The sequence below is a fragment of the Streptomyces sp. NPDC090119 genome (genome assembly GCF_044747085.1).
Classification (GTDB): domain Bacteria; phylum Actinomycetota; class Actinomycetes; order Streptomycetales; family Streptomycetaceae; genus Streptomyces.
This window is the reverse complement of record NZ_JBIVDK010000004.1, coordinates 608,787-625,530: the sequence shown is the minus strand read 5'-3', so window position 1 is coordinate 625,530 and position 16,744 is coordinate 608,787. Positions and strand designations below refer to the sequence as shown.

The 16,744-nt window shown below is 72.7% G+C and carries 17 protein-coding genes; 6 read left to right on the top strand and 11 right to left on the bottom strand.

Features of this window, described 5'->3' with window-relative positions; all coding sequences use genetic code 11:
• Positions 1-5: 5 nt before the first annotated feature.
• Positions 6-1,499 carry a hypothetical protein gene (locus ACIPPM_RS20545; protein WP_401449717.1) on the bottom strand — a complete coding sequence of 498 codons (1,494 nt, stop codon included), beginning with the start codon at positions 1,497-1,499 and terminating at the stop codon, positions 6-8.
• Between the two features lie 302 nt (positions 1,500-1,801).
• Here ACIPPM_RS20545 and ACIPPM_RS20540 point away from each other — a divergent pair, with 302 nt between their 5' ends.
• Entirely contained in the window at positions 1,802-2,938 is a 1,137-nt protein-coding gene (locus ACIPPM_RS20540) for an aminoglycoside phosphotransferase family protein (protein WP_401449715.1), read from the top strand.
• Between the two features lie 266 nt (positions 2,939-3,204).
• Positions 3,205-5,172, top strand: a complete 1,968-nt coding sequence (locus ACIPPM_RS20535) for an N-acetylmuramoyl-L-alanine amidase (RefSeq protein WP_401449713.1) — start codon at positions 3,205-3,207, stop codon at positions 5,170-5,172.
• A gap of 13 nt (positions 5,173-5,185) precedes the next feature.
• Here ACIPPM_RS20535 and ACIPPM_RS20530 read toward each other — a convergent pair whose 3' ends face one another.
• The 3 genes from ACIPPM_RS20530 to ACIPPM_RS20520 all read right to left on the bottom strand — a co-directional run bounded on the left by ACIPPM_RS20530 (position 5,186) and on the right by ACIPPM_RS20520 (position 7,065).
• Complete coding sequence (locus tag ACIPPM_RS20530; RefSeq protein WP_388998057.1) at positions 5,186-5,683, bottom strand: hypothetical protein; 498 nt, start codon at positions 5,681-5,683, stop codon at positions 5,186-5,188.
• Positions 5,684-5,754: 71 nt separating this feature from the next.
• Complete coding sequence (locus ACIPPM_RS20525; RefSeq protein ID WP_401449710.1) at positions 5,755-6,657, bottom strand: universal stress protein; 903 nt, start codon at positions 6,655-6,657, stop codon at positions 5,755-5,757.
• A gap of 165 nt (positions 6,658-6,822) precedes the next feature.
• On the bottom strand, positions 6,823-7,065 hold the full coding sequence (locus ACIPPM_RS20520) for a DUF397 domain-containing protein (RefSeq protein ID WP_401449708.1): 243 nt from the start codon (positions 7,063-7,065) through the stop codon (positions 6,823-6,825).
• 272 nt (positions 7,066-7,337) lie between these two features.
• On the opposite strand from ACIPPM_RS20520, the gene paaK reads away from it, so the two are divergent.
• Positions 7,338-8,633: a phenylacetate--CoA ligase PaaK gene (gene paaK, locus ACIPPM_RS20515; protein WP_401449706.1), complete on the top strand. Its 1,296-nt coding sequence runs from the start codon at positions 7,338-7,340 to the stop codon at positions 8,631-8,633.
• Here the strand turns inward: paaK and ACIPPM_RS20510 are convergent.
• From ACIPPM_RS20510 to ACIPPM_RS20500, 3 genes are all read right to left on the bottom strand, one after another.
• The gene (locus ACIPPM_RS20510; RefSeq protein WP_401449704.1) at positions 8,630-10,123 is read right to left on the bottom strand and encodes an acyl-CoA synthetase; all 1,494 of its coding nucleotides are present in this window, start codon (positions 10,121-10,123) and stop codon (positions 8,630-8,632) included. The genes paaK and ACIPPM_RS20510 overlap by 4 nt on opposite strands.
• A 55-nt stretch (positions 10,124-10,178) precedes the next feature.
• A complete protein-coding gene (locus ACIPPM_RS20505; protein WP_401449701.1) occupies positions 10,179-11,738 on the bottom strand; it encodes a phytoene desaturase family protein in 1,560 nt (519 codons plus the stop codon).
• 73 nt (positions 11,739-11,811) lie between these two features.
• Entirely contained in the window at positions 11,812-12,612 is an 801-nt protein-coding gene (locus tag ACIPPM_RS20500; protein ID WP_401449699.1) for an SDR family NAD(P)-dependent oxidoreductase, read from the bottom strand.
• A 58-nt stretch (positions 12,613-12,670) separates the two neighbouring features.
• Between ACIPPM_RS20500 and ACIPPM_RS20495 the strand changes: the two genes are divergently transcribed.
• Positions 12,671-13,291 carry a TetR family transcriptional regulator gene (locus tag ACIPPM_RS20495; protein ID WP_401449697.1) on the top strand — a complete coding sequence of 207 codons (621 nt, stop codon included), beginning with the start codon at positions 12,671-12,673 and terminating at the stop codon, positions 13,289-13,291.
• 115 nt (positions 13,292-13,406) lie between these two features.
• Here the strand turns inward: ACIPPM_RS20495 and ACIPPM_RS20490 are convergent, their stop codons facing one another.
• The gene (locus ACIPPM_RS20490; protein WP_401449695.1) at positions 13,407-13,928 is read right to left on the bottom strand and encodes a hypothetical protein; all 522 of its coding nucleotides are present in this window, start codon (positions 13,926-13,928) and stop codon (positions 13,407-13,409) included.
• A 97-nt stretch (positions 13,929-14,025) separates the two neighbouring features.
• Here ACIPPM_RS20490 and ACIPPM_RS20485 point away from each other — a divergent pair, with 97 nt between their 5' ends.
• Complete coding sequence (locus ACIPPM_RS20485) at positions 14,026-14,361, top strand: hypothetical protein (RefSeq protein WP_401449693.1); 336 nt, start codon at positions 14,026-14,028, stop codon at positions 14,359-14,361.
• A 28-nt stretch (positions 14,362-14,389) separates the two neighbouring features.
• Here the strand turns inward: ACIPPM_RS20485 and ACIPPM_RS20480 are convergent, their stop codons facing one another.
• Both ACIPPM_RS20480 and ACIPPM_RS20475 read right to left on the bottom strand, forming a co-directional pair.
• On the bottom strand, positions 14,390-15,247 hold the full coding sequence (locus ACIPPM_RS20480; RefSeq protein WP_401449691.1) for an oxygenase MpaB family protein: 858 nt from the start codon (positions 15,245-15,247) through the stop codon (positions 14,390-14,392).
• Between the two features lie 39 nt (positions 15,248-15,286).
• Entirely contained in the window at positions 15,287-15,679 is a 393-nt protein-coding gene (locus ACIPPM_RS20475) for a ferredoxin (RefSeq protein WP_401449689.1), read from the bottom strand.
• Between the two features lie 142 nt (positions 15,680-15,821).
• On the opposite strand from ACIPPM_RS20475, the gene ACIPPM_RS20470 reads away from it, so the two are divergent.
• The gene (locus ACIPPM_RS20470; RefSeq protein ID WP_401449687.1) at positions 15,822-16,187 is read left to right on the top strand and encodes a DUF6479 family protein; all 366 of its coding nucleotides are present in this window, start codon (positions 15,822-15,824) and stop codon (positions 16,185-16,187) included.
• A 30-nt stretch (positions 16,188-16,217) separates the two neighbouring features.
• Here the strand turns inward: ACIPPM_RS20470 and ACIPPM_RS20465 are convergent, their stop codons facing one another.
• Positions 16,218-16,667: an RpiB/LacA/LacB family sugar-phosphate isomerase gene (locus ACIPPM_RS20465; RefSeq protein ID WP_401449684.1), complete on the bottom strand. Its 450-nt coding sequence runs from the start codon at positions 16,665-16,667 to the stop codon at positions 16,218-16,220.
• Positions 16,668-16,744 lie beyond the last annotated feature (77 nt).

The window sequence follows — 16,744 nt, the reverse complement described above, 5'->3', positions numbered from 1 at the left end:
CGCCGCTACGCCGGTGCAGTGCCTCCGTCCCGGCTCCTGGGCTTGGGCAGCGCCTGCCTGATCTCCTCCCGCAGTTCGCCGACCTTCGGATAACTGGCGTACTCGGCGGTGAGCCGGTACATCTCACGCAGCCGGTCCCAGGTGCGGCGGGAGGAGTTGGCTCCCATCGCCATCAGCGCCAACCGGGCGTACCGGTCCGCCTGTTCGGGATCGTCCGCGATGAAGCAGGCCGAGGCCATGGAGAGATGGTCGAAGATCTTCGACCGCTCCCGCCCGTCGATCCTGAGCGCCAGCGCCTTCTGGGCGTAGTGCTGGGCGTGCACGGCCGCGCTCGGGTCGTGCTCGGCGAGCGTGCGGTAGGCGAGGGCCTGCATGCCGTACAGGTCCTCGTCCTTGAAGGTCTGCATCCAGTCCGGCTGCCGGATGTCCTGGCGTTCGGAGACGAACAGGTCCTCGGCCTGGCCGAGGGTGCGGCGCATCGCCTGGCCCTTGCCCATCGCCGCCTGCGCCCACGCCTCGATGGTGTGGAACATGGCCTTCGTTCTGGGCTGGAGCTCCTCCCCCGAGCCGGACTGGGCCAGCTTCATCAGGTCCATGGCGTCGTCCGGGCGGCCCAGATGCACCATCTGGCGGGCCGCCCGGGACAGCGCCTCCCCGGCCCGGGGGCGGTCGCCGCCCTCGTGCGCGGCGTGCGTGGCGATGACGAAGTACTTCTGCGCCGTGGGCTCCAGACCCACGTCGTGGGACATCCAGCCCGCCAGGACCGCGAGGTTGGCGGCGACGCCCCACAGGCGCCGCTGGAGCTGGGGTGGATGGTGGTAGGCGAGCATGCCGCCCACCTCGTTGAGCTGGCCCACGACCGCCTTGCGCTGGAGACCGCCGCCGCGGGCGGCGTCCCAGGCCCGGAACACCTCCACCGAGCGTTCGAGTTCCTCGACCTCCTGGGACCCGATGGGGGCGGCCTCGTAGCGGTCGAATCCGGCGGGTTCCGCGTGCAGGGGGTTGTCGAGGACGGGGGCGTCGGCCCGGAGCGTGGGGTCGGTGTGCAGCCAGTCGTGCATGGCGCTGCTGAGTGTGGCTCCCGCGGCGAGCGCGGCACCCGCGCCCACCAAGCCGCGTCGGTTGAGCATGAGGTCCATTCCCGTGAATTCGGTGAGGACCGCGGCGGTTCGTTCGGGCGCCCACAGCACGCCGTCGGGATCGTCGCTCTTCCCGTCGCCCTGCCGTTTCCCCGCACGCCCGTGCCGTACCAGACCGAGGTCCTCCATGGTCACGACACGGCCGAGACGCTCGGTGAACAGAGCCGCCAGCACCCGCGGCACCGGATCGCGCGGGATCTCTCCCGTGTCGATCCAGCGCCGCACCCGCGAGGTGTCCGTCGACAGCTGGGGGTGGCCCATGGCCGCCGCCTGCCGATTGACCAGCCGCGCGAGTTCGCCCTTGGACCAGCCGGCCAGGCCGAACAGGTCCGCAAACCGGGTGTTGGGTTGTCCGCTCACGTCAAGCCCCCAGGTTCTCGGCTGAGTTGACAGTAGCCCCGTGCAAGTTGCCGGGCGACTATTCGCCAGGGTTCGCCAGGGTGCGCCAGATGGTGTGCCAGTGGACGCCGGGTGTCAGGTAGGAAAGCGCCACCCCGGCCCGGTCCTCCCAGGGGTACTCCCCAGGGTGTGCCTGGGAGGACCGGGCCGGGGTGGGCGCGAGAGCCGTCGGAGGGCTTCCTCCCCGGAAGACCGCTCGACGGCGTCGGCGCAAGCGACGCACAGGCAGGCACAGCAGGCACACGAAGGGATCTGTATCTCCCATGTACGCAGCATCGTCCTCCGTGTCCGCCCCGCCCCGGCCACCACGTCCCCGCCCCGTGGGCGGCGGACCGTATCTGGACCCGGCGGCGCGACCCGGAGTACCCCTCCTGGGCGTGGGCCGGGCACCACGCGTTCCCGGGCAGCCCGGCTCCCAGCCGCTCAGCGGCAGGCTGGACCTGTCCGGCCCGCAAGGGGCCCAGCTCCGCACCGCCATCGCCTCGGTCCAGCGGATCTGCCCGGAGTTCGCACCGGTACAGGTGCTCCGCCGCAGCCCACGGTCCGTCACCTTCGTGGGGACGACCGGCCGCAGCACGGCGGTCGCCAAGTGCCTGCTGGACCACGCGCCCGCCGCGGCCGAACGCGTCCGGCACGAAATAGCGGCCTACCGCTCCTTCGTCCGGCACCGTCCGCCGGTGCGGGTGCCGAGGCTGATCGCGGCCGATCCGGAGAACTGCACGCTGGTGATCGAGCGGATGCCCGGCCGCGTCGCCTCGCACCGCCGCCACCCGCTGGAGTCCCCGCCGCGCTCGGACATCCGGGCCGCGCTCGGCGCGATCTGCAGGCTGAACGCCTGGCGGCCCCCGGCGGGCACCTTCGCCGCCCCGCTGGACTACGCGGCCCGCATCTCCCGCTATCACGAGCTGGGGCTGCTCACCGACCGCGACCTGGGCGACCTCCAGAAGCTGCTGCACGGCATCGCGCACACGGCCGGCCGTCAGGGCATGGGCCAGTTCTGCCACGGCGACGCGCTGCTCTCCAACATCCTGATGTCCCCGGCCGGTCCGGTACTGGTCGACTGGGAGCACGCGGGCTGGTACTTGCCGGGATACGACCTGGCCACCCTGTGGCTGGTCCTCGGTGACGCCCCGGACGCCCGCCGTCAGATCAGCCAGCTCGCCCAGTCCGGCGGCCCCGCCTCGCGCGACGCCTTCCTGGTGAACCTGATGCTGGTGCTGACGCGCGAGATCCGCACCTACGAGACGGCCGTGCAGCGTTCGATGCACGGCGCTCCCCCGGCCCCCGTCCCGTCGGGTGTGACGCCCTCCGGTGAGGAGCAGCGGCTGCTGCTGCGGAGGCTGCACGACGACTGCCACATGGCCCGCCGGGCCGTGCGGGCGGCGGTCGGCACCCGGTAGGAGCAACCCCAGAGCACCGCGGTGCGCCCGAGCGGCGGCGTACCGCGGTTCCGGGTGCCGGGCCCGCGAGGCGGGGGGTCACTGGTATACGCCACTGACGCCTCCCAGGCCCGCGCCCCCTCAGCGCGAAACTCGCCCGAAACCCTTTGTGACATGGGAAATCACCTTCCCGAGGGCATCATTGACGGATCGTCGACAAGCCGGTAGCACTGACCGAGCCCGGCGCCGTCCGTCCCGCCACGCCCCGCCCGTCACAGGAGGCCGCATTGCGAGGATTCGCCCCTGACCCGTCGTCCGCGTCCGGTGTCAGACGCCTGAAGCGGACCGCGGGCACGCTCGCCTCGGCCGCCCTGGTGCTGCCGCTGCTGGGCGCCGCCCCGGCCGCGCCCAGCGCGCCCCCGGCCGATCAGCTCCAGCGCGCCTTCGGGAGCGCGGCCACCGAGTACCAGGTGCCCCGGAGTGTGCTGCTGGCCGTCTCCTACCTCCAGTCCCGCTGGGACGCGCACGCCGGGGCACCCAGCGTGAGCGGCGGCTACGGCCCGATGCACCTCACCGACGCCCGTACCGCGCTGGCCGCGACCGAGCATCACGCGGAGGGCACGGAGGACCCGCGAGGCGACGACGCCCGCTCCGCGCTGCGCCCCAAGGCCGATGCGCCCACCCTGTCGCAGCTGCCCGCCCGGCTGCGGACGCTGCGCCGTGCGGCCGAGCTGACCGGTCTCCCGGCGGCCGAGCTGCGTACCGACCCGGCGGCCAACATCGCGGGCGGCGCCGCACTGCTCGCGGCCGCGCAACGGGAGCTGGGCGAGCCGCTCAGCGCCGACCCGGCCGCCTGGTACGGCGCGGTCGCCCGCTTCTCCGCCGCCGATGACCGGGCGACGGCCGCCGCGTACGCGAACGACGTGTACGACGTGCTGCGCACCGGCGAGCGGCGCACCACCGACGCGGGCCAGCGGGTCGAGCTGGCGGGGAACCCGCGACTGCGCGCCGACACCGCCCAGTTGCGGCGGACCGGGCTGCGTGCCGCTCGCGCGGGCGATGTCGAGTGCCCGAGGTCGGTGTCCTGTGTGTCGGTCCCGGCTCCGTACGAGGAGTTCGGGGACAACGACTACGGCAACCACGATCTCGGCGTCCGCCCGGCCGCCCAGCGCGTCAAGTACATCGTCATCCATGACACGGAGGGCGGTTGGGACGGGGTGATGAACCTGATCCAGGACCCGACCTATGTGTCCTGGAACTACACGATCCGCTCGACCGACGGGTTGATCGCCCAGCATGTGAAGGCGAAGGACGTCGCCTGGCACGCGGGGAACTGGGATGTGAACTCCCGTTCCGTGGGCATCGAGCACGAGGGTTTCCTCACGGCGCCGGACACCTGGTACACGGAGGCCATGTACCGGTCCTCGGCCCGGCTGGTGAAGTACCTGTCCCGTGCCTACGGGGTGCCGCTGGACCGGCAGCACATCCTGGGCCATGAGAACGTGCCCGGTCCGACCGCGTCCACCATTCCCGGTATGCACACCGATCCGGGCCCGTACTGGGACTGGCGGCACTACTTCGAGCTGCTGGGCCATCCCTTCAAGCGCACCGGCACCAGCCGTTCCGGCCTGGTGACGATCCTGCCGGACTACGCCGCCAACCAGCCGGTGTACACGGGCTGCACGACGAAGGGCGAGCCGTGCCCGGCGCACGGTTCCGGTGAGGTGCGGCTGTACTCCGACCACGACGAGAACGCGCCGCTGATCAAGGACATCGGCCTCGGCACCGCGCCGACCGACGGGGTCAACGACCTGTCCTCCCGGGTCTCCACCGGTCAGCAGTACGCGGTCGCGGACCGCTGGGGCGACTGGACGGCGATCTGGTACCTGGGGCAGAAGGCGTGGTTCAGGAACCCGCACCGCGCGTCCACGGCCGTTCCCGCGTCCGGGTTCACGATCACCCCGAAGGCGGGCCTGGCGAGCGTCCCGGTGTACGGGCGTGCCTACCCGGAGAAGGAGGCGTACCCGGCGGGCGTCCCGGCGCAGTCGGTGGTGCCGCTGCCGTACACGATCCCGGCCGGGCAGAAGTACGTGGTCGGTGACCGGATGCCGGGCGAGTACTACTACGCGGTCACCTTCACCGAGGACTCGCACCAGGTGATCACCGGCAAGGACCGGTACTACGAGATCCAGTACGGCCACCGGGTCGGGTTCGTCCGCGCGGCGGACGTGGACCTGGCGGCCGCCCGCCGCTAGCGCGCGATCTCCCTCAGCCCTGCTGGAAAAGCTCCGCCGGGAGCGGCTTCAGCAGGGCGTACAGGTCGTCGGTGATGGGGCGGTCCCAGGCGGCGATGGTCACGAGGACGCCGTCGCTGCGGTCGAACTGCACGCAGGAGATCCGGCCCTCGGAGAGCTTGAGGCGGCGCACGATCAGCAGGTTGTCGCCCTGGAGGACGGGGGTGTCCTCGGAGCCGACGACGGTGACCTCCTCCTCGTTGTCCAGCGCCAGCAGCAGCTGGGCGACCTCGAAGGGGATCTCGTCCTCGGTGGTCTCCCGGGCCGGGGAGCCCTCGGGGAGATTGCCGATGATCATGGCGGGGCCACGGCCGCCGAACAGGTCGTAGCGCAGGAAGACGCCCTGGCAGCTTCCGTCGGGGGCGGGCAGCAGGCCCGCGCCGAGGTTGCCGGGCCAGTCGCCGGGGTCCATGGCCAGCACGTCGAAGTCTGGTCCGGCGGGAGTGGCGCTGCGGCGGCGGAGGAACGACATGCGGCCAATGGTACGTGCCCGGAGGGGCCCGGCGGCGTGCGGGAGCCCTCCCGGCATGGCCTGGTGCGGGGTCACTCCTCGGCGGGACTAGAGGGGACGACGGCGACGGGGCTCGCCGCGTGCAGCAGGACGGCCTGGGTGACCGAGCCGAGCATCCGGGTGGGCACGCGCAGCCTGCGCCGGTGGCGGCCGACGACGACGAGATCGGCGCCCGCCGAGAGGGCGACCAGATGTCCGGCGGCGTCGCCCGGCAGCGCCTCGGCCTCCGCCTCGACGCCGGGGTACTGGGCGCGCAGCGGGTCGAGGAAGCCTTCGGCGAGGACGCGGGTCTCGCTCTCGACGGCGACCTGGTCGATGGGCGGGGGCACCAGTTGGCCGGGGGCCGACCAGGTCTGGACGGGCCAGGGATAGGCGGAGATCACCTGGAGGCGGGCGCCGAGCAGGGACGCCTCGGCGAAGGCGAAGCCGAGGACGCCGTCGTCGGGGCTGTCGACGTGCAGTCCGACGACGACCCGGGGGCCGGGCTCGGCCGGGGGTTCGGCGTGCACCTCGCGGCCGGGCCGGGGGACGACGACCACGGGGCAGACGGCGTCGCGGGCGGTGGCGAGGGAGTTGGAGCCGAGGAGCAAGCTGGCGAAGCCGCCCCGGCCGCGTGAGCCGAGGACCAGCAGCTGGGCGTCGGCGCCGAGTTCGGGCAGTACCGCGCCGGGCACGCCCTCGACGGCGACGTACTCCACGGTGGGCAGGTCGGGGCGGTCGGCGAGGCGGTCGCGGACCTCGTCGAGGACCGGGTCGCCGCGCTCGTCGGGCGGGTCGGCGACGAGGATGTCGGCCTCGCCCCAGGCCGCGTACTGGCGCACATGGATGACGCGCAGCGGTGCGACGCGGCGGCGGGCGGCCCGCAGGGCCCAGTCCAGGGCGCGCAGGCTGTCCTCGGAACCGTCGACCGCGGCGATGACCGGCACAGCGCTCATCGTTGCTCACCTCCCGGGGCGCGGCCTTCCCCGTGCCGGGGCGGGCCTGTTGTCGGGGTCAGCCTGGCCCAGAAGGCGCTGCCGAGGGGCCCGCGTGGGGCGCGTGTTGGGCAATCGCGGCCGGAACACCCCCGGTCGGCTCCGGTCCGGGCGCCGCCCGGTGACTCAGGTGAGGTCGAACTCGCCCTCGCGGGCCCCGGAGACGAAGGCGCCCCATTCGGCGGGGGTGAAGATCAGCGAGGGCCTCTCGGGGCGGCGGCTGTTGCGCATCGCGATGAAGCCCTCGACGAAGGCGATCTGGACGTCGCCCAGACCCCGGCTGCCGGACTGCCACTGGGCCCCGCTGAGGTCCAGGTCCGGCTTGTCCCAGCCCGTGAGCGACTGCTGCTGGATGGTGCTCTCGGCCACGTCCGTGCTCCTCCCATTACGTCGTCCGCGGCTCAGCCTAGCGACCGGCCCTGACGGCGCACAGGCCACGTGAGGGGGACCTTGGGGCGGGTGGGTGTACGCGGCCGCCGGGCCGCGCGCGGAAAAATCCCGGTCGGCCTCTTGCCCGTGGCGCGGTGGCCTGAATTACTGGCCTCGGCAAGATCGACCGAATGATCGGTCGTCCGTATTGCGTGTCGTGAGCGTGTCGTGATGGGTGCCGTGACGCGTGTCGTGTGCGAAGGGATGTCCCGATGGCGGAGGAGACGGACCTGCTGGACGCGGGCGAGCGGCTCGGGCCGGAGGAGCTGCGGGCGCTCCAGTTGGAGCGGCTGCGCGCCTCGCTGCGGCACGCCTACGCCCACGTGCCGTTCTACCGGGAGTCCTTCGACAAGGCGGGGGTGCGCCCCGAGGACTGCCGGTCGCTGGCGGACCTCGCGCACTTCCCGTTCACCACCAAGGCGGACCTGCGGGCGAACTACCCGTACGGGATGTTCGCCGTGCCCCGCGAGCGGGTGCGGCGGCTGCACGCGTCCAGTGGGACGACGGGGCTGCCCACGGTGGTCGGCTACACCGACAACGACCTTTCCATGTGGGCGGACATGGTGGCCCGCTCGATCCGGGCGGCGGGCGGGCGGCCCGGTGACATCGTCCATGTGGCGTACGGCTATGGATTGTTCACCGGAGGACTGGGCGCGCACTATGGGGCCGAGCGGCTGGGCTGCACGGTGGTGCCCGCCTCCGGGGGTATGACATCCCGGCAGGTGCGGCTGATCCAGGATCTCGGGCCGGGCGTCATCATGGTCACCCCGTCGTACATGCTGACGCTGCTGGACGAGTTCGAGCGGCAGGGTGTGGACCCGCGCTCCACCTCGCTGCGGGTGGGGGTGTTCGGGGCGGAGCCGTGGACGGAGAGCATGCGGCGGGAGATCGAGGAGCGGTTCGCCATCGACGCCGTGGACATCTACGGGCTGTCTGAGGTGATCGGTCCGGGGGTGGCGCAGGAGTGCGTGGAGACCAAGGACGGTCTCCATGTGTGGGAGGACCACTTCTATCCGGAGGTGGTGGACCCGATCACCGGTGAGGTGCTGCCGGAGGGCGAGCGGGGCGAGCTGGTGTTCACCTCGCTGACCAAGGAGGCCATGCCGATCGTCCGCTACCGGACGCGGGACCTGACCCGGCTGCTGCCGGGGACGGCGCGGGTGTTCCGGCGGATGGAGAAGATCACCGGACGCAGCGACGACATGGTGATCCTGCGCGGGGTCAATCTGTTCCCGACCCAGATCGAGGAGATCGTGCTGCGCACCCCCGGTGTGGCGCCGCACTTCCAGCTCCGGCTGACGCGGGAGGGCCGCATGGACGCGCTGACCGTACGGGCTGAGGCGCGTCCGGGTGCCACGCCGAAGGTGCGGGAGGCGGCGGCCCGGTCGATCGCGGCGGCGGCGAAGGACGGGATCGGGGTGTCGGTGTCCGTGGAGATCGTGGAGCCGGAGTCGCTGGAGCGCTCGGTGGGCAAGATCCGCCGCATCGTGGATCTCCGCCCCAGCTAGCCGAGTTGGTCGCGCAGCTCGCGCTTGAGGATCTTGCCGCTGGCGTTGCGCGGGAGACCGTCGACGAAGTGGACGCGCTTCGGGGTTTTGAAGGCGGGGAGGTGCTCGCGGACGTGGACGATCAGCGCGTCCTCGGTGACCTCGCTCCGGGTCACGACGACGGCGGTGACGGCCTCGATCCAGCGCTCGTCGGGCAGCCCGATGACGGCGGCCTCGGCGACCGCGTCGTGGGTGTAGAGGGCGTCCTCGACCTGGCGGGAGGCGACCAGGACGCCGCCGGAGTTGATGACGTCCTTCACCCGGTCGACGATCGTGAAGTAGCCGTCGGCGTCCCGGACCGCGAGGTCGCCGGAGTGGAACCAGCCGTCGCGGAAGGCGTCGGCGGTCTCCTCGGGCTTGTCCCAGTAGCCCTCGCAGAGCTGGGGTGAGCGGTAGACGATCTCGCCGGGGGTGCCGTCGGGCACGTCCTGGCCGTCCTCGTCGACGACGCGGGCGTCGACGAACAGCACGGTGCGACCGCAGGAGTCGAGGCGCCCCTTGTGCTCGTTCGGGGCGAGGACGGTGGCGAGCGGGCCGATCTCGCTCTGCCCGAAGCAGTTGTAGAAGGCGAGCTTGGGCAGGCGTTCGCGCAGCCGCTCCAGGACGGGCACCGGCATGATCGAGGCGCCGTAGTACGCCTTGCGCAGGCCGCTCAGGTCGCGGTCGGCGAAGTCGGGGCGGCCCGCGAGCGCGATCCACACGGTGGGCGGGGCGAACAGGCTGTCGCAGCGGCCCGCTTCGACCAGGTCGAGGAGGCGGTCGCCGTCGGGCGCGTCGAGGATCGTGTTGGTGGCGCCGACGGCGAGGTAGGGCAGCAGGAAGACGTGCAGCTGCGCGGAGTGGTAGAGCGGCAGCGCGTGCGCGGGGAGGTCGCCCGCGCTCAGGTCGAGGGCGGTGATGGCGCTCAGGTACTCGTGGACGAGCGCCCGGTGGGTCATCATCGCGCCCTTGGGCAGCGCGGTCGTGCCGGAGGTGTAGAGCAGTTGGACGAGGTCCTCGGTGCGCGGCTCGGGCCCGTCGTACGGCTCGGTGTCGGCCAGCCGGGCGAGGAGGGAGTCGTCGGCGTCGCGCAGCGGGAGGGTGCGGGTGCCTGCCGGGAGTTGGTCGGCGAGGTCGGGGTCGGTGAGGGTGAGGGCGCTGCCGGACTGGTCGAGCAGATAGGCGAGGTCGGTGCCGGTCAGGTTCTGGTTGACGGGGACGTGGACGAGGCCCGCGCGGGCGCAGCCGAGGAAGGCGATGAGGTAGGCGTCGGAGTTGTGCCCGTAGGCGGCGACCCGGTCGCCCTTCTTGACCCCCTCGGCCAGCAGCAGGGCGGCGGCTCGGGAGACGGCGTCGTCCAGTTCCGCGTAGGTCCAGGAGCGTTCCGCGTACGTGAGCGCCACGCGGGCCGGGGTGCGGCGGGCGCTGCGGCGCAGCACCCCGTCGACGGTGCTGCCGTGTCCCTGTGTCATGAGAGCCGATCCTCGGGCCGCCCGGTCCCGAGGTCAAGATCTTCGGCGGTGGCCGTCACTCCCCCAGTACGGCCATCGCCGCGTTGTGTCCCGGTACTCCGCTGACCCCGCCGCCGCGCACCGCGCCCGCGCCGCACAGCAGGACGTTGGCGTGCCGGGTCTCCACGCCCCAGCGGCCGGTGCCGTCCTGGGCGTAGGGCCAGGTGAGGGTGCGGTGGAAGATGTTGCCGCCGGGCAGGCCGAGGTCGCGTTCCAGGTCGAGCGGGGTCTTGGCCTCGATGCAGGGGCGGCCGTCGGCGGCGGTGGCCAGGCAGTCCGCGAGGGGTTCGGCGAGGTGGGCGTCGAGCTGGGCCAGGGTGGACTTCAGCAGTTCCTCGCGTACGGCGTCGTTGTCGTGGGTGAAGAGCCGGGCGGGGGTGTGCAGGCCGAAGAGGGTGAGGGTCTGGTAGCCGCGTTCGGCGAGGTCGGGGCCGAGGATGGTGGGGTCGGTCAGGGAGTGGCAGTAGATCTCCGAGGGCGGGGCGCTGGGGAGTCGGCCCGCGGCGGCCTCGGTGTGGGCGGTGGCGAGCTGCTGGTAGCCCTCGGCGATGTGGAAGGTCCCGGCGAACGCCTCGCGCGGGTCGACGGAGCTGTCCTTGAGCCGGGGCAGCCGCTTCAGCAGCATGTTGACCTTGAGCTGGGCGCCCTCGGCGGGCTCGGGCGCCACATCGCCGGTGAGGGCGGCCAGTTCGCGCGGGGAGGCGTTGACGAGGACGTGCCGGGCGGCGGCGACGCCCTCGCCTTCGGCGGTGCGGTAGGTGACCTCGACGGTGCGGCCGTCGGTGTCGATCCGGATCGCCTCGTGCCCGGTGGCGATCTCGGCTCCGGCCGCGCGGGCCGCCCCGGCGAGCGCGTCGGTGAGGGCGCCCATGCCGCCGACGGGGACGTCCCAGGCGCCGGTGCCGCCGCCGATGACGTGGTAGAGGAAGCAGCGGTTCTGGGCCAGGGAGGGGTCGTGGGCGTCGGCGAAGGTGCCGATCAGCGCGTCGGTGAGGACGACACCCCGGACCAGGTCGTCGTGGAAGTTCTCCTCGACGGCGACCCCGATCGGCTCCTCGAACAGGGCCCGCCAGGCGGCCCCGTCGGCGACGCGGGTGCGCAACTCGGCGCGGCTGGGCAGCGGTTCGGTGAGGGTGGGGAAGACCCGCCGGGCGACCTCGCCGGTCATGCCGTAGAAGCGCTGCCAGGCGCTGAACTCGCGCTCGTCGCCGGTCAGTTCGGCGAAGGCCCGCCGGGTGCGCTCCTCGCCGCCCCCGACGAGCAGCCCGGTGGCGCGGCCGCCGCGCTCGACGGGGGTGTACGAGGAGATGGTGCGGCCCTGGACCCGGAAGTCCAGCCCGAGGTCGCGGACGATCTTGTCCGGCAGCAGGCTGACGAGGTAGGAGTACCGGGACAGCCGGGCGTCGACCCCGGCGAACGGGCGGCTGGACACGGCCGCGCCCCCGGTGTTGCCGAGGCGCTCCAGCAGGAGGACCGAGCGTCCGGCGCGGGCCAGATAGGCGGCCGCGACCAGGCCGTTGTGTCCCCCGCCGACGATGACGGCGTCGTACGTCCGAGTTCCCTCGTGTGCAGGCATGGTTCTTGGTAGCACGGTTGATCTTCGCGGGGTAGGGGCCGGCACCACACCGGTCCTGGTGACGGTCGCCGTACTAGAAGGCGCCGCGGATGTGGCCGCCGTCCACACGGAGGGTGGCCCCGGAGATGTAGGCAGCCTGCTCGCCCGCCAGGTAGGCGACGGCGGAGGCGATCTCCTCGGGGCGGCCGAACCGGTCGGCGTCGTTGGGAATCCACTCCCGGGCGGCGGCGGCTTCGATGTCCGGCCAGTCGCCCGTCCAGCCATGGTCGGGGGCGATGGCGCTGACCAGCTCCCGCACCGCGTCCACCAGGATCGCTCCGGGTGAGACGACGTTGGACGTGACGCCGGTGCCCTTGAGCTCTCGGGCGAGGGAGACGGCCAGGTTGTGCCGGGCGGCGAGCGACGCGTTGTAGTGCGGTTGCGTGGCCGTCGGCTGCACGGCCAGGCCGCCTCCGATGGTGATGACCCGCCCCCACCCCCGCTCACGCATCGCGGGAACGAGCCGCTGGATCATCCGGACACCGGACACCACATTGATCTCGTACGTCTCGGTCCACTTCCGCGCCGTGGCCTCCTGCCACGGAAGCTGGTCGTAGACACCGGCGTTGTTGACCAGGATGTCCACGGGCCCGGCGCTCAGGGCCGCGTGCGCGACCACGTCGGCCCCCTCGTCGGTGGCCAGATCCCCGATGGCCGTCGTCGCCGTCCCGCCCGAGGCGGTGATCGCCTCGGCCACGTCCTGGGCGCGCCGTTCGTCCCGGCCGTGCACGACGACGTCCACGCCCTCGGCCGCGAGCCGCTGCGCCATGGCCGCTCCCAGCCCGCTGCTCGCGCCCGTGACCAGGGCGCGCCTGCCCTTCAGCTGAAGATCCATCGCACTGCCTTCCCACTTGTTTACAGCTGTATACATCTCTCAGTCTACACTCGTATACATGGCAACGGATTCTGCGGACGACGCGCCCCGCCCCTCGGACCGGCCGCGTCGCCGCGACGCCGCGGCAACCCGGACCGCGATCCTCGACTCGGCCGTACGGGCCTTCTCCCGGCATGGCTACGACGGTGTCGGCGTCCGGGAGATCGCGGCGGACGCGGGGTGTTCCGCGATGCTCGTCAACCGCTACTTCGGCTCGAAGGAAGGACTCTTCGAGGAGGCGGTGCACGCCGCCTTCGCGCCCCGCACCGTCATCCCCGAGTCGGACGCGCCGCTGGCACGCTCACTGGCCCGCCGACTGGTCGAGCGCACCGATCCGGACGCCGAGACGCTGTCGCCGTTCCTCCTGCTGCTGCGCTCCGCCGCCAATCCGCGTGCGGCGGCGATCATGGCGCGCGCGATCGAGCGGCATCCCCAACGCGCCCTGCGTGACCAGCTCGACGGCGAGCACCTCGATCAACGGGCCATGCTCGCCGACGCGCTCATCGCCGGAGTGTGGCTGATGCGCGCGGTGCTGGACGTCGCCGGTTCCGACGACGACGCGGACAGCCTCGCGCCCTACATCGAGCGCATGCTGGCCCCGGTCCTGGGCGAGGACGCCACGGCCGCGCCACGGGACTGAGAGCATCCGGGCGGCAGCGGAGCGCGGGAGCGGCTGGAGAGTTGCCGAAAAGGCCGGTCACGGCGGTCGAGAGTCCAAGAGCTGAAGCCTCGTCATGGTCGACACCGTCGCTGCACTAGTCCGTACAGCTTGCGAGTGTGTCGCTGCCGTCGGCGTTGGAACCGACCGTGACCTCGTAGCCGATGCCCTTGCCGGGGTCGGGTGCGGGTGACCGGGCGTCGAGCTGGAAGTCGACGGCGAGCACCAGATGGCGGCCGTCGGCGGTACGGGTCCAGCACGTGGCGTCGGCGCGGGAGACGGGGTCGCGGCGCCAGCCCTGGGCGGCGGCGACGCGGGCGTAGTGGTCGACGACGGCCCGGCGGGTGCCGGTGAAGGCGTAGACGCGGTCCGCGTGCAGCCACGCCGGACCCGGACTGTCGTCGTCGCAGCCGGTGGAGACGCCCACGCCCCGGTAGTTGGCGGGGTCGGTGGCGCCGTCGGGGGGTGAGGACAGCACCGGCTGGGCGGCGAGGTCCTTGCGCGCGGCGCCGGAGTCGTCGCAGCTCCCGCCGCTGTCGACGAGGGAACACCCACCGAGCAGGGCGGCGGCGAGGACAAGGACCACAGTGAGGGCGGTCCGACGAAGGGTGGGGAACAACTCTGCTCCTGAGGCCGGCTGTTGGGCGTGGTCCGCGTAGTCTCGCGTAGTGCATGCTCACAGGACTTTCCGGAACCCTCCCGCCCTCCCTCGCGAGGTGGTCGCCGAGACGCTGGAGCGGGCTCTGCGTGACCGCTCGGCGGAGGGCGAGGCGGCGGAAGTCCTGGTCGGGACCGCGCTGAACGACGACGACGTGGAGTTCGTCGAGCACTGGTGCGTGCGGGTGGGGACGCGGGCGGTGCCGGGAAGCCCCTTGCTCGGGCTGGCCGGTCTGTGTCTGGGCCACACCGCTCGACGCTTCGGACGTCTCAATGACAAGGCCCTGGCCCTGGCGGAGTCGCTCGCCGCGCGAGCCGAGGCGGACCCGACGGACGTGGACGGCCGCGCCCTCGACGGCTACGACGACGTCCGGAGCTTCCTGCACCTCTGGTGACGGCGTCGGCCCTGCCCGCGGGATGCCGCTAGCGGGGCACGCGCGCCGGATCGGGGCGGGCCGCCGGCCCAAGGCGGGCGACCGCGTGCAGGAGGTGCCGGGGTGGGGTCTGGCGGCGCAGGGTGCCGGGGATCGCGCGCAGGAGGTGGCCCGTGGTGCGGAGGTGGCGGGTGACCGTGGCGGGCGGGGGTGCGGGGCGGCCGTACAGGGCGTGGGCCCAGGTCGGCAGGGAGGCGTAGGCGAGTCGGGCGACGTGGCGCCAGAGCAGGGCGCGGGCCGGGACCAGGAGGGGGTGGGTCGGCGGGCGGAGCAGGAAGTCGTCGACCTCGCGGGCCTCGGGTCCGGCGGCCAGTTCGGGGCGGACCTGGTCGAAGTAGGCGTCGAGTGCGGCGCGGTCGGCGGGGACGTCGGCCGGGTCGAGGCCGACCAGGCGGGCGCTGACGCGGTGCTCGGCGAGGTAGCGGTCGGCCTGTGTGCCGGTGAGGGGGAATCCGGAGCGGCGCAGGACGTACAGGTAGGAGCTGATCTCGGCGCAGTGCACCCAGAGCAGCAGTTCCGGTTCGCCGATCCCGTAGCGCTCGCCGGTGGCGGGGTCGGTGGCGGTGAGCATGCCGTGGATCTTGCGTACGCGTTCCCCGGCGCGTTCGGCGTCCTCGGTGGTGCCGTACGTCGTGACGCCGACGAAATCGGCGGTGCGCAGCAGGCGCCCCCAGGCGTCGCGCCGGAAGTCGGAGTTCTGCAGGACGCCGCGTACCGCGCGCGGGTGCAGGGCCTGGAGGTAGAGGGCGCGGATTCCGGCGATCCACATCATCGGGTCGGCGTGCAGCTGCCAGGTCACCGAGGCGGGGGTGAACAGGCCGGGATCGCGTGCCCGGGCGTCGTCCATGCCCGCAGGCTACGCCGTGCGCCGTACCCCGGGACAGGGTCAGGCGGCGAGGGCCGCCATGAAGTCCACGCACGCCTGGGCGCAGGTGCGGCAGGCGGTGGCGGCGTTCTCGGCGCCGGGCTGGCCCTCGAACGCCTCGGCGGCCTCGACGCAGAGCGAGCGGCACCATTCCAGCTGGAGTCGGATCTCGTCCTCGGTGCCCTCGCCGTCCGCGCGGCCCTCCTCGGACAGCGCGCGGCAGGTGGTGTCGCACACCTCGGCGCACATGATGCCGAGGCGCCGGGCGCGCTCCTGCCCGGCGGTGCCGTACGAGCCGACGAGGCTGGCGCGCACCGCGCAGGCCCGCGCGCAGTCGGAGCACGCCTGGGCGCAGGCGAACCGGTCTTCCAGGAACTGGTAGAGCTGCTCTCGTGAGGGGGGCGGAGGTGTCACAGGGGGCGGGTAGCCGTGGCGCGGCGGCGTAAACGCGTGGGCAACGGCCCGGTGGGGGTGGGAGGTTCCAGGGCACGGCCGGTATGCGCATGGCCACGCAAGGTGTCCGATTCGTGCTGTTTGTACGGGGTACACAGCTGTTATGGACACCGCAATGACACAGTTGGCGGCACCGAGCGGGCTGATCAGCCTGGTGCTCTTCGTCGTGGCCGTTGGCGTGCTGGCGTTGCTCGCGGGCGGCTTCTGGATCAACGGCCGGATCAAGGACCGGGAGCCACTCCGCCCCAGCGCCGAGGAACAGCCGCATCTTCCGCCGGAGGGTGTGACCAGGGAGGTGCAGGAGAACCGGGAGCCGGACGAGATCCCGCGCACCCCCAAGGGCGGGCGCGCGCTCACCCCGTACGAACTGACCAACATGGGCACGAGAACGAGTGAGAACAAGGACCGTCCACGCTGGAGCAAGGGGTCGAGCGGCTCCTTCGGCGGAGGCGGCCTGGGCGCCCACTGACTTCTCGAGGCCCCCTCCTGCGGGACCGCCTCAGCGTGGCCGTGCGTCGAGCGAGTCGACGTGGGCCACGTTGCGGCGGTCCTCCTCGTCCTGGCTCGGCGCGGCCGCGAACCACGCGTCGAGGATCTCCCTCAGCAGCGGCTCCGAGGTGAGTCGCAGGCTGAGCGCGAGGACGTTGGCGTCGTTCCAGCGGCGCGCCCCGTCCGCCGTGGCCGCGTCCACGCAGAGCGCGGCGCGCACCCCCGGCACCTTGTTCGCGGCGATCGAGGCGCCGGTGCCGGTCCAGCAGCAGACGACCGCCTGCTCTGCCGATCCCTCGACCACGTCCCGCGCGGCGGCCGCCGAGCACACCGCCCACTGAGGGTCGGCCCCGGCCCGCAGCGCGCCGTGCTCGCGCACCTCGTGCCCCCGGCCGCGCAGCTCCGCCACGAGGAGACGGGCCACGGGTTCGTCCATGTCGGAGGAGACGGAGATCCGCACGAGCCAACCTCTTTCCGTTTCGCCTGCTCAGACCCCCACGCTACCCAACTAGGCCCCTCGGTCCGACAGATGGGATC

Coding starts and splice junctions, on each gene's coding strand:
- ACIPPM_RS20540 (WP_401449715.1), top strand. CDS start 1,802: ATGTACGCAGCATCGTCCTCCGTGTCCGCCCCGCCCCGGCCACCACGT.
- ACIPPM_RS20530 (WP_388998057.1), bottom strand. CDS start 5,683: ATGTCGTTCCTCCGCCGCCGCAGCGCCACTCCCGCCGGACCAGACTTC.
- ACIPPM_RS20525 (WP_401449710.1), bottom strand. CDS start 6,657: ATGAGCGCTGTGCCGGTCATCGCCGCGGTCGACGGTTCCGAGGACAGC.
- paaK (WP_401449706.1), top strand. CDS start 7,338: ATGGCGGAGGAGACGGACCTGCTGGACGCGGGCGAGCGGCTCGGGCCG.
- ACIPPM_RS20510 (WP_401449704.1), bottom strand. CDS start 10,123: ATGACACAGGGACACGGCAGCACCGTCGACGGGGTGCTGCGCCGCAGC.
- ACIPPM_RS20505 (WP_401449701.1), bottom strand. CDS start 11,738: ATGCCTGCACACGAGGGAACTCGGACGTACGACGCCGTCATCGTCGGC.
- ACIPPM_RS20500 (WP_401449699.1), bottom strand. CDS start 12,612: ATGGATCTTCAGCTGAAGGGCAGGCGCGCCCTGGTCACGGGCGCGAGC.
- ACIPPM_RS20495 (WP_401449697.1), top strand. CDS start 12,671: ATGGCAACGGATTCTGCGGACGACGCGCCCCGCCCCTCGGACCGGCCG.
- ACIPPM_RS20480 (WP_401449691.1), bottom strand. CDS start 15,247: ATGGACGACGCCCGGGCACGCGATCCCGGCCTGTTCACCCCCGCCTCG.
- ACIPPM_RS20470 (WP_401449687.1), top strand. CDS start 15,822: ATGGACACCGCAATGACACAGTTGGCGGCACCGAGCGGGCTGATCAGC.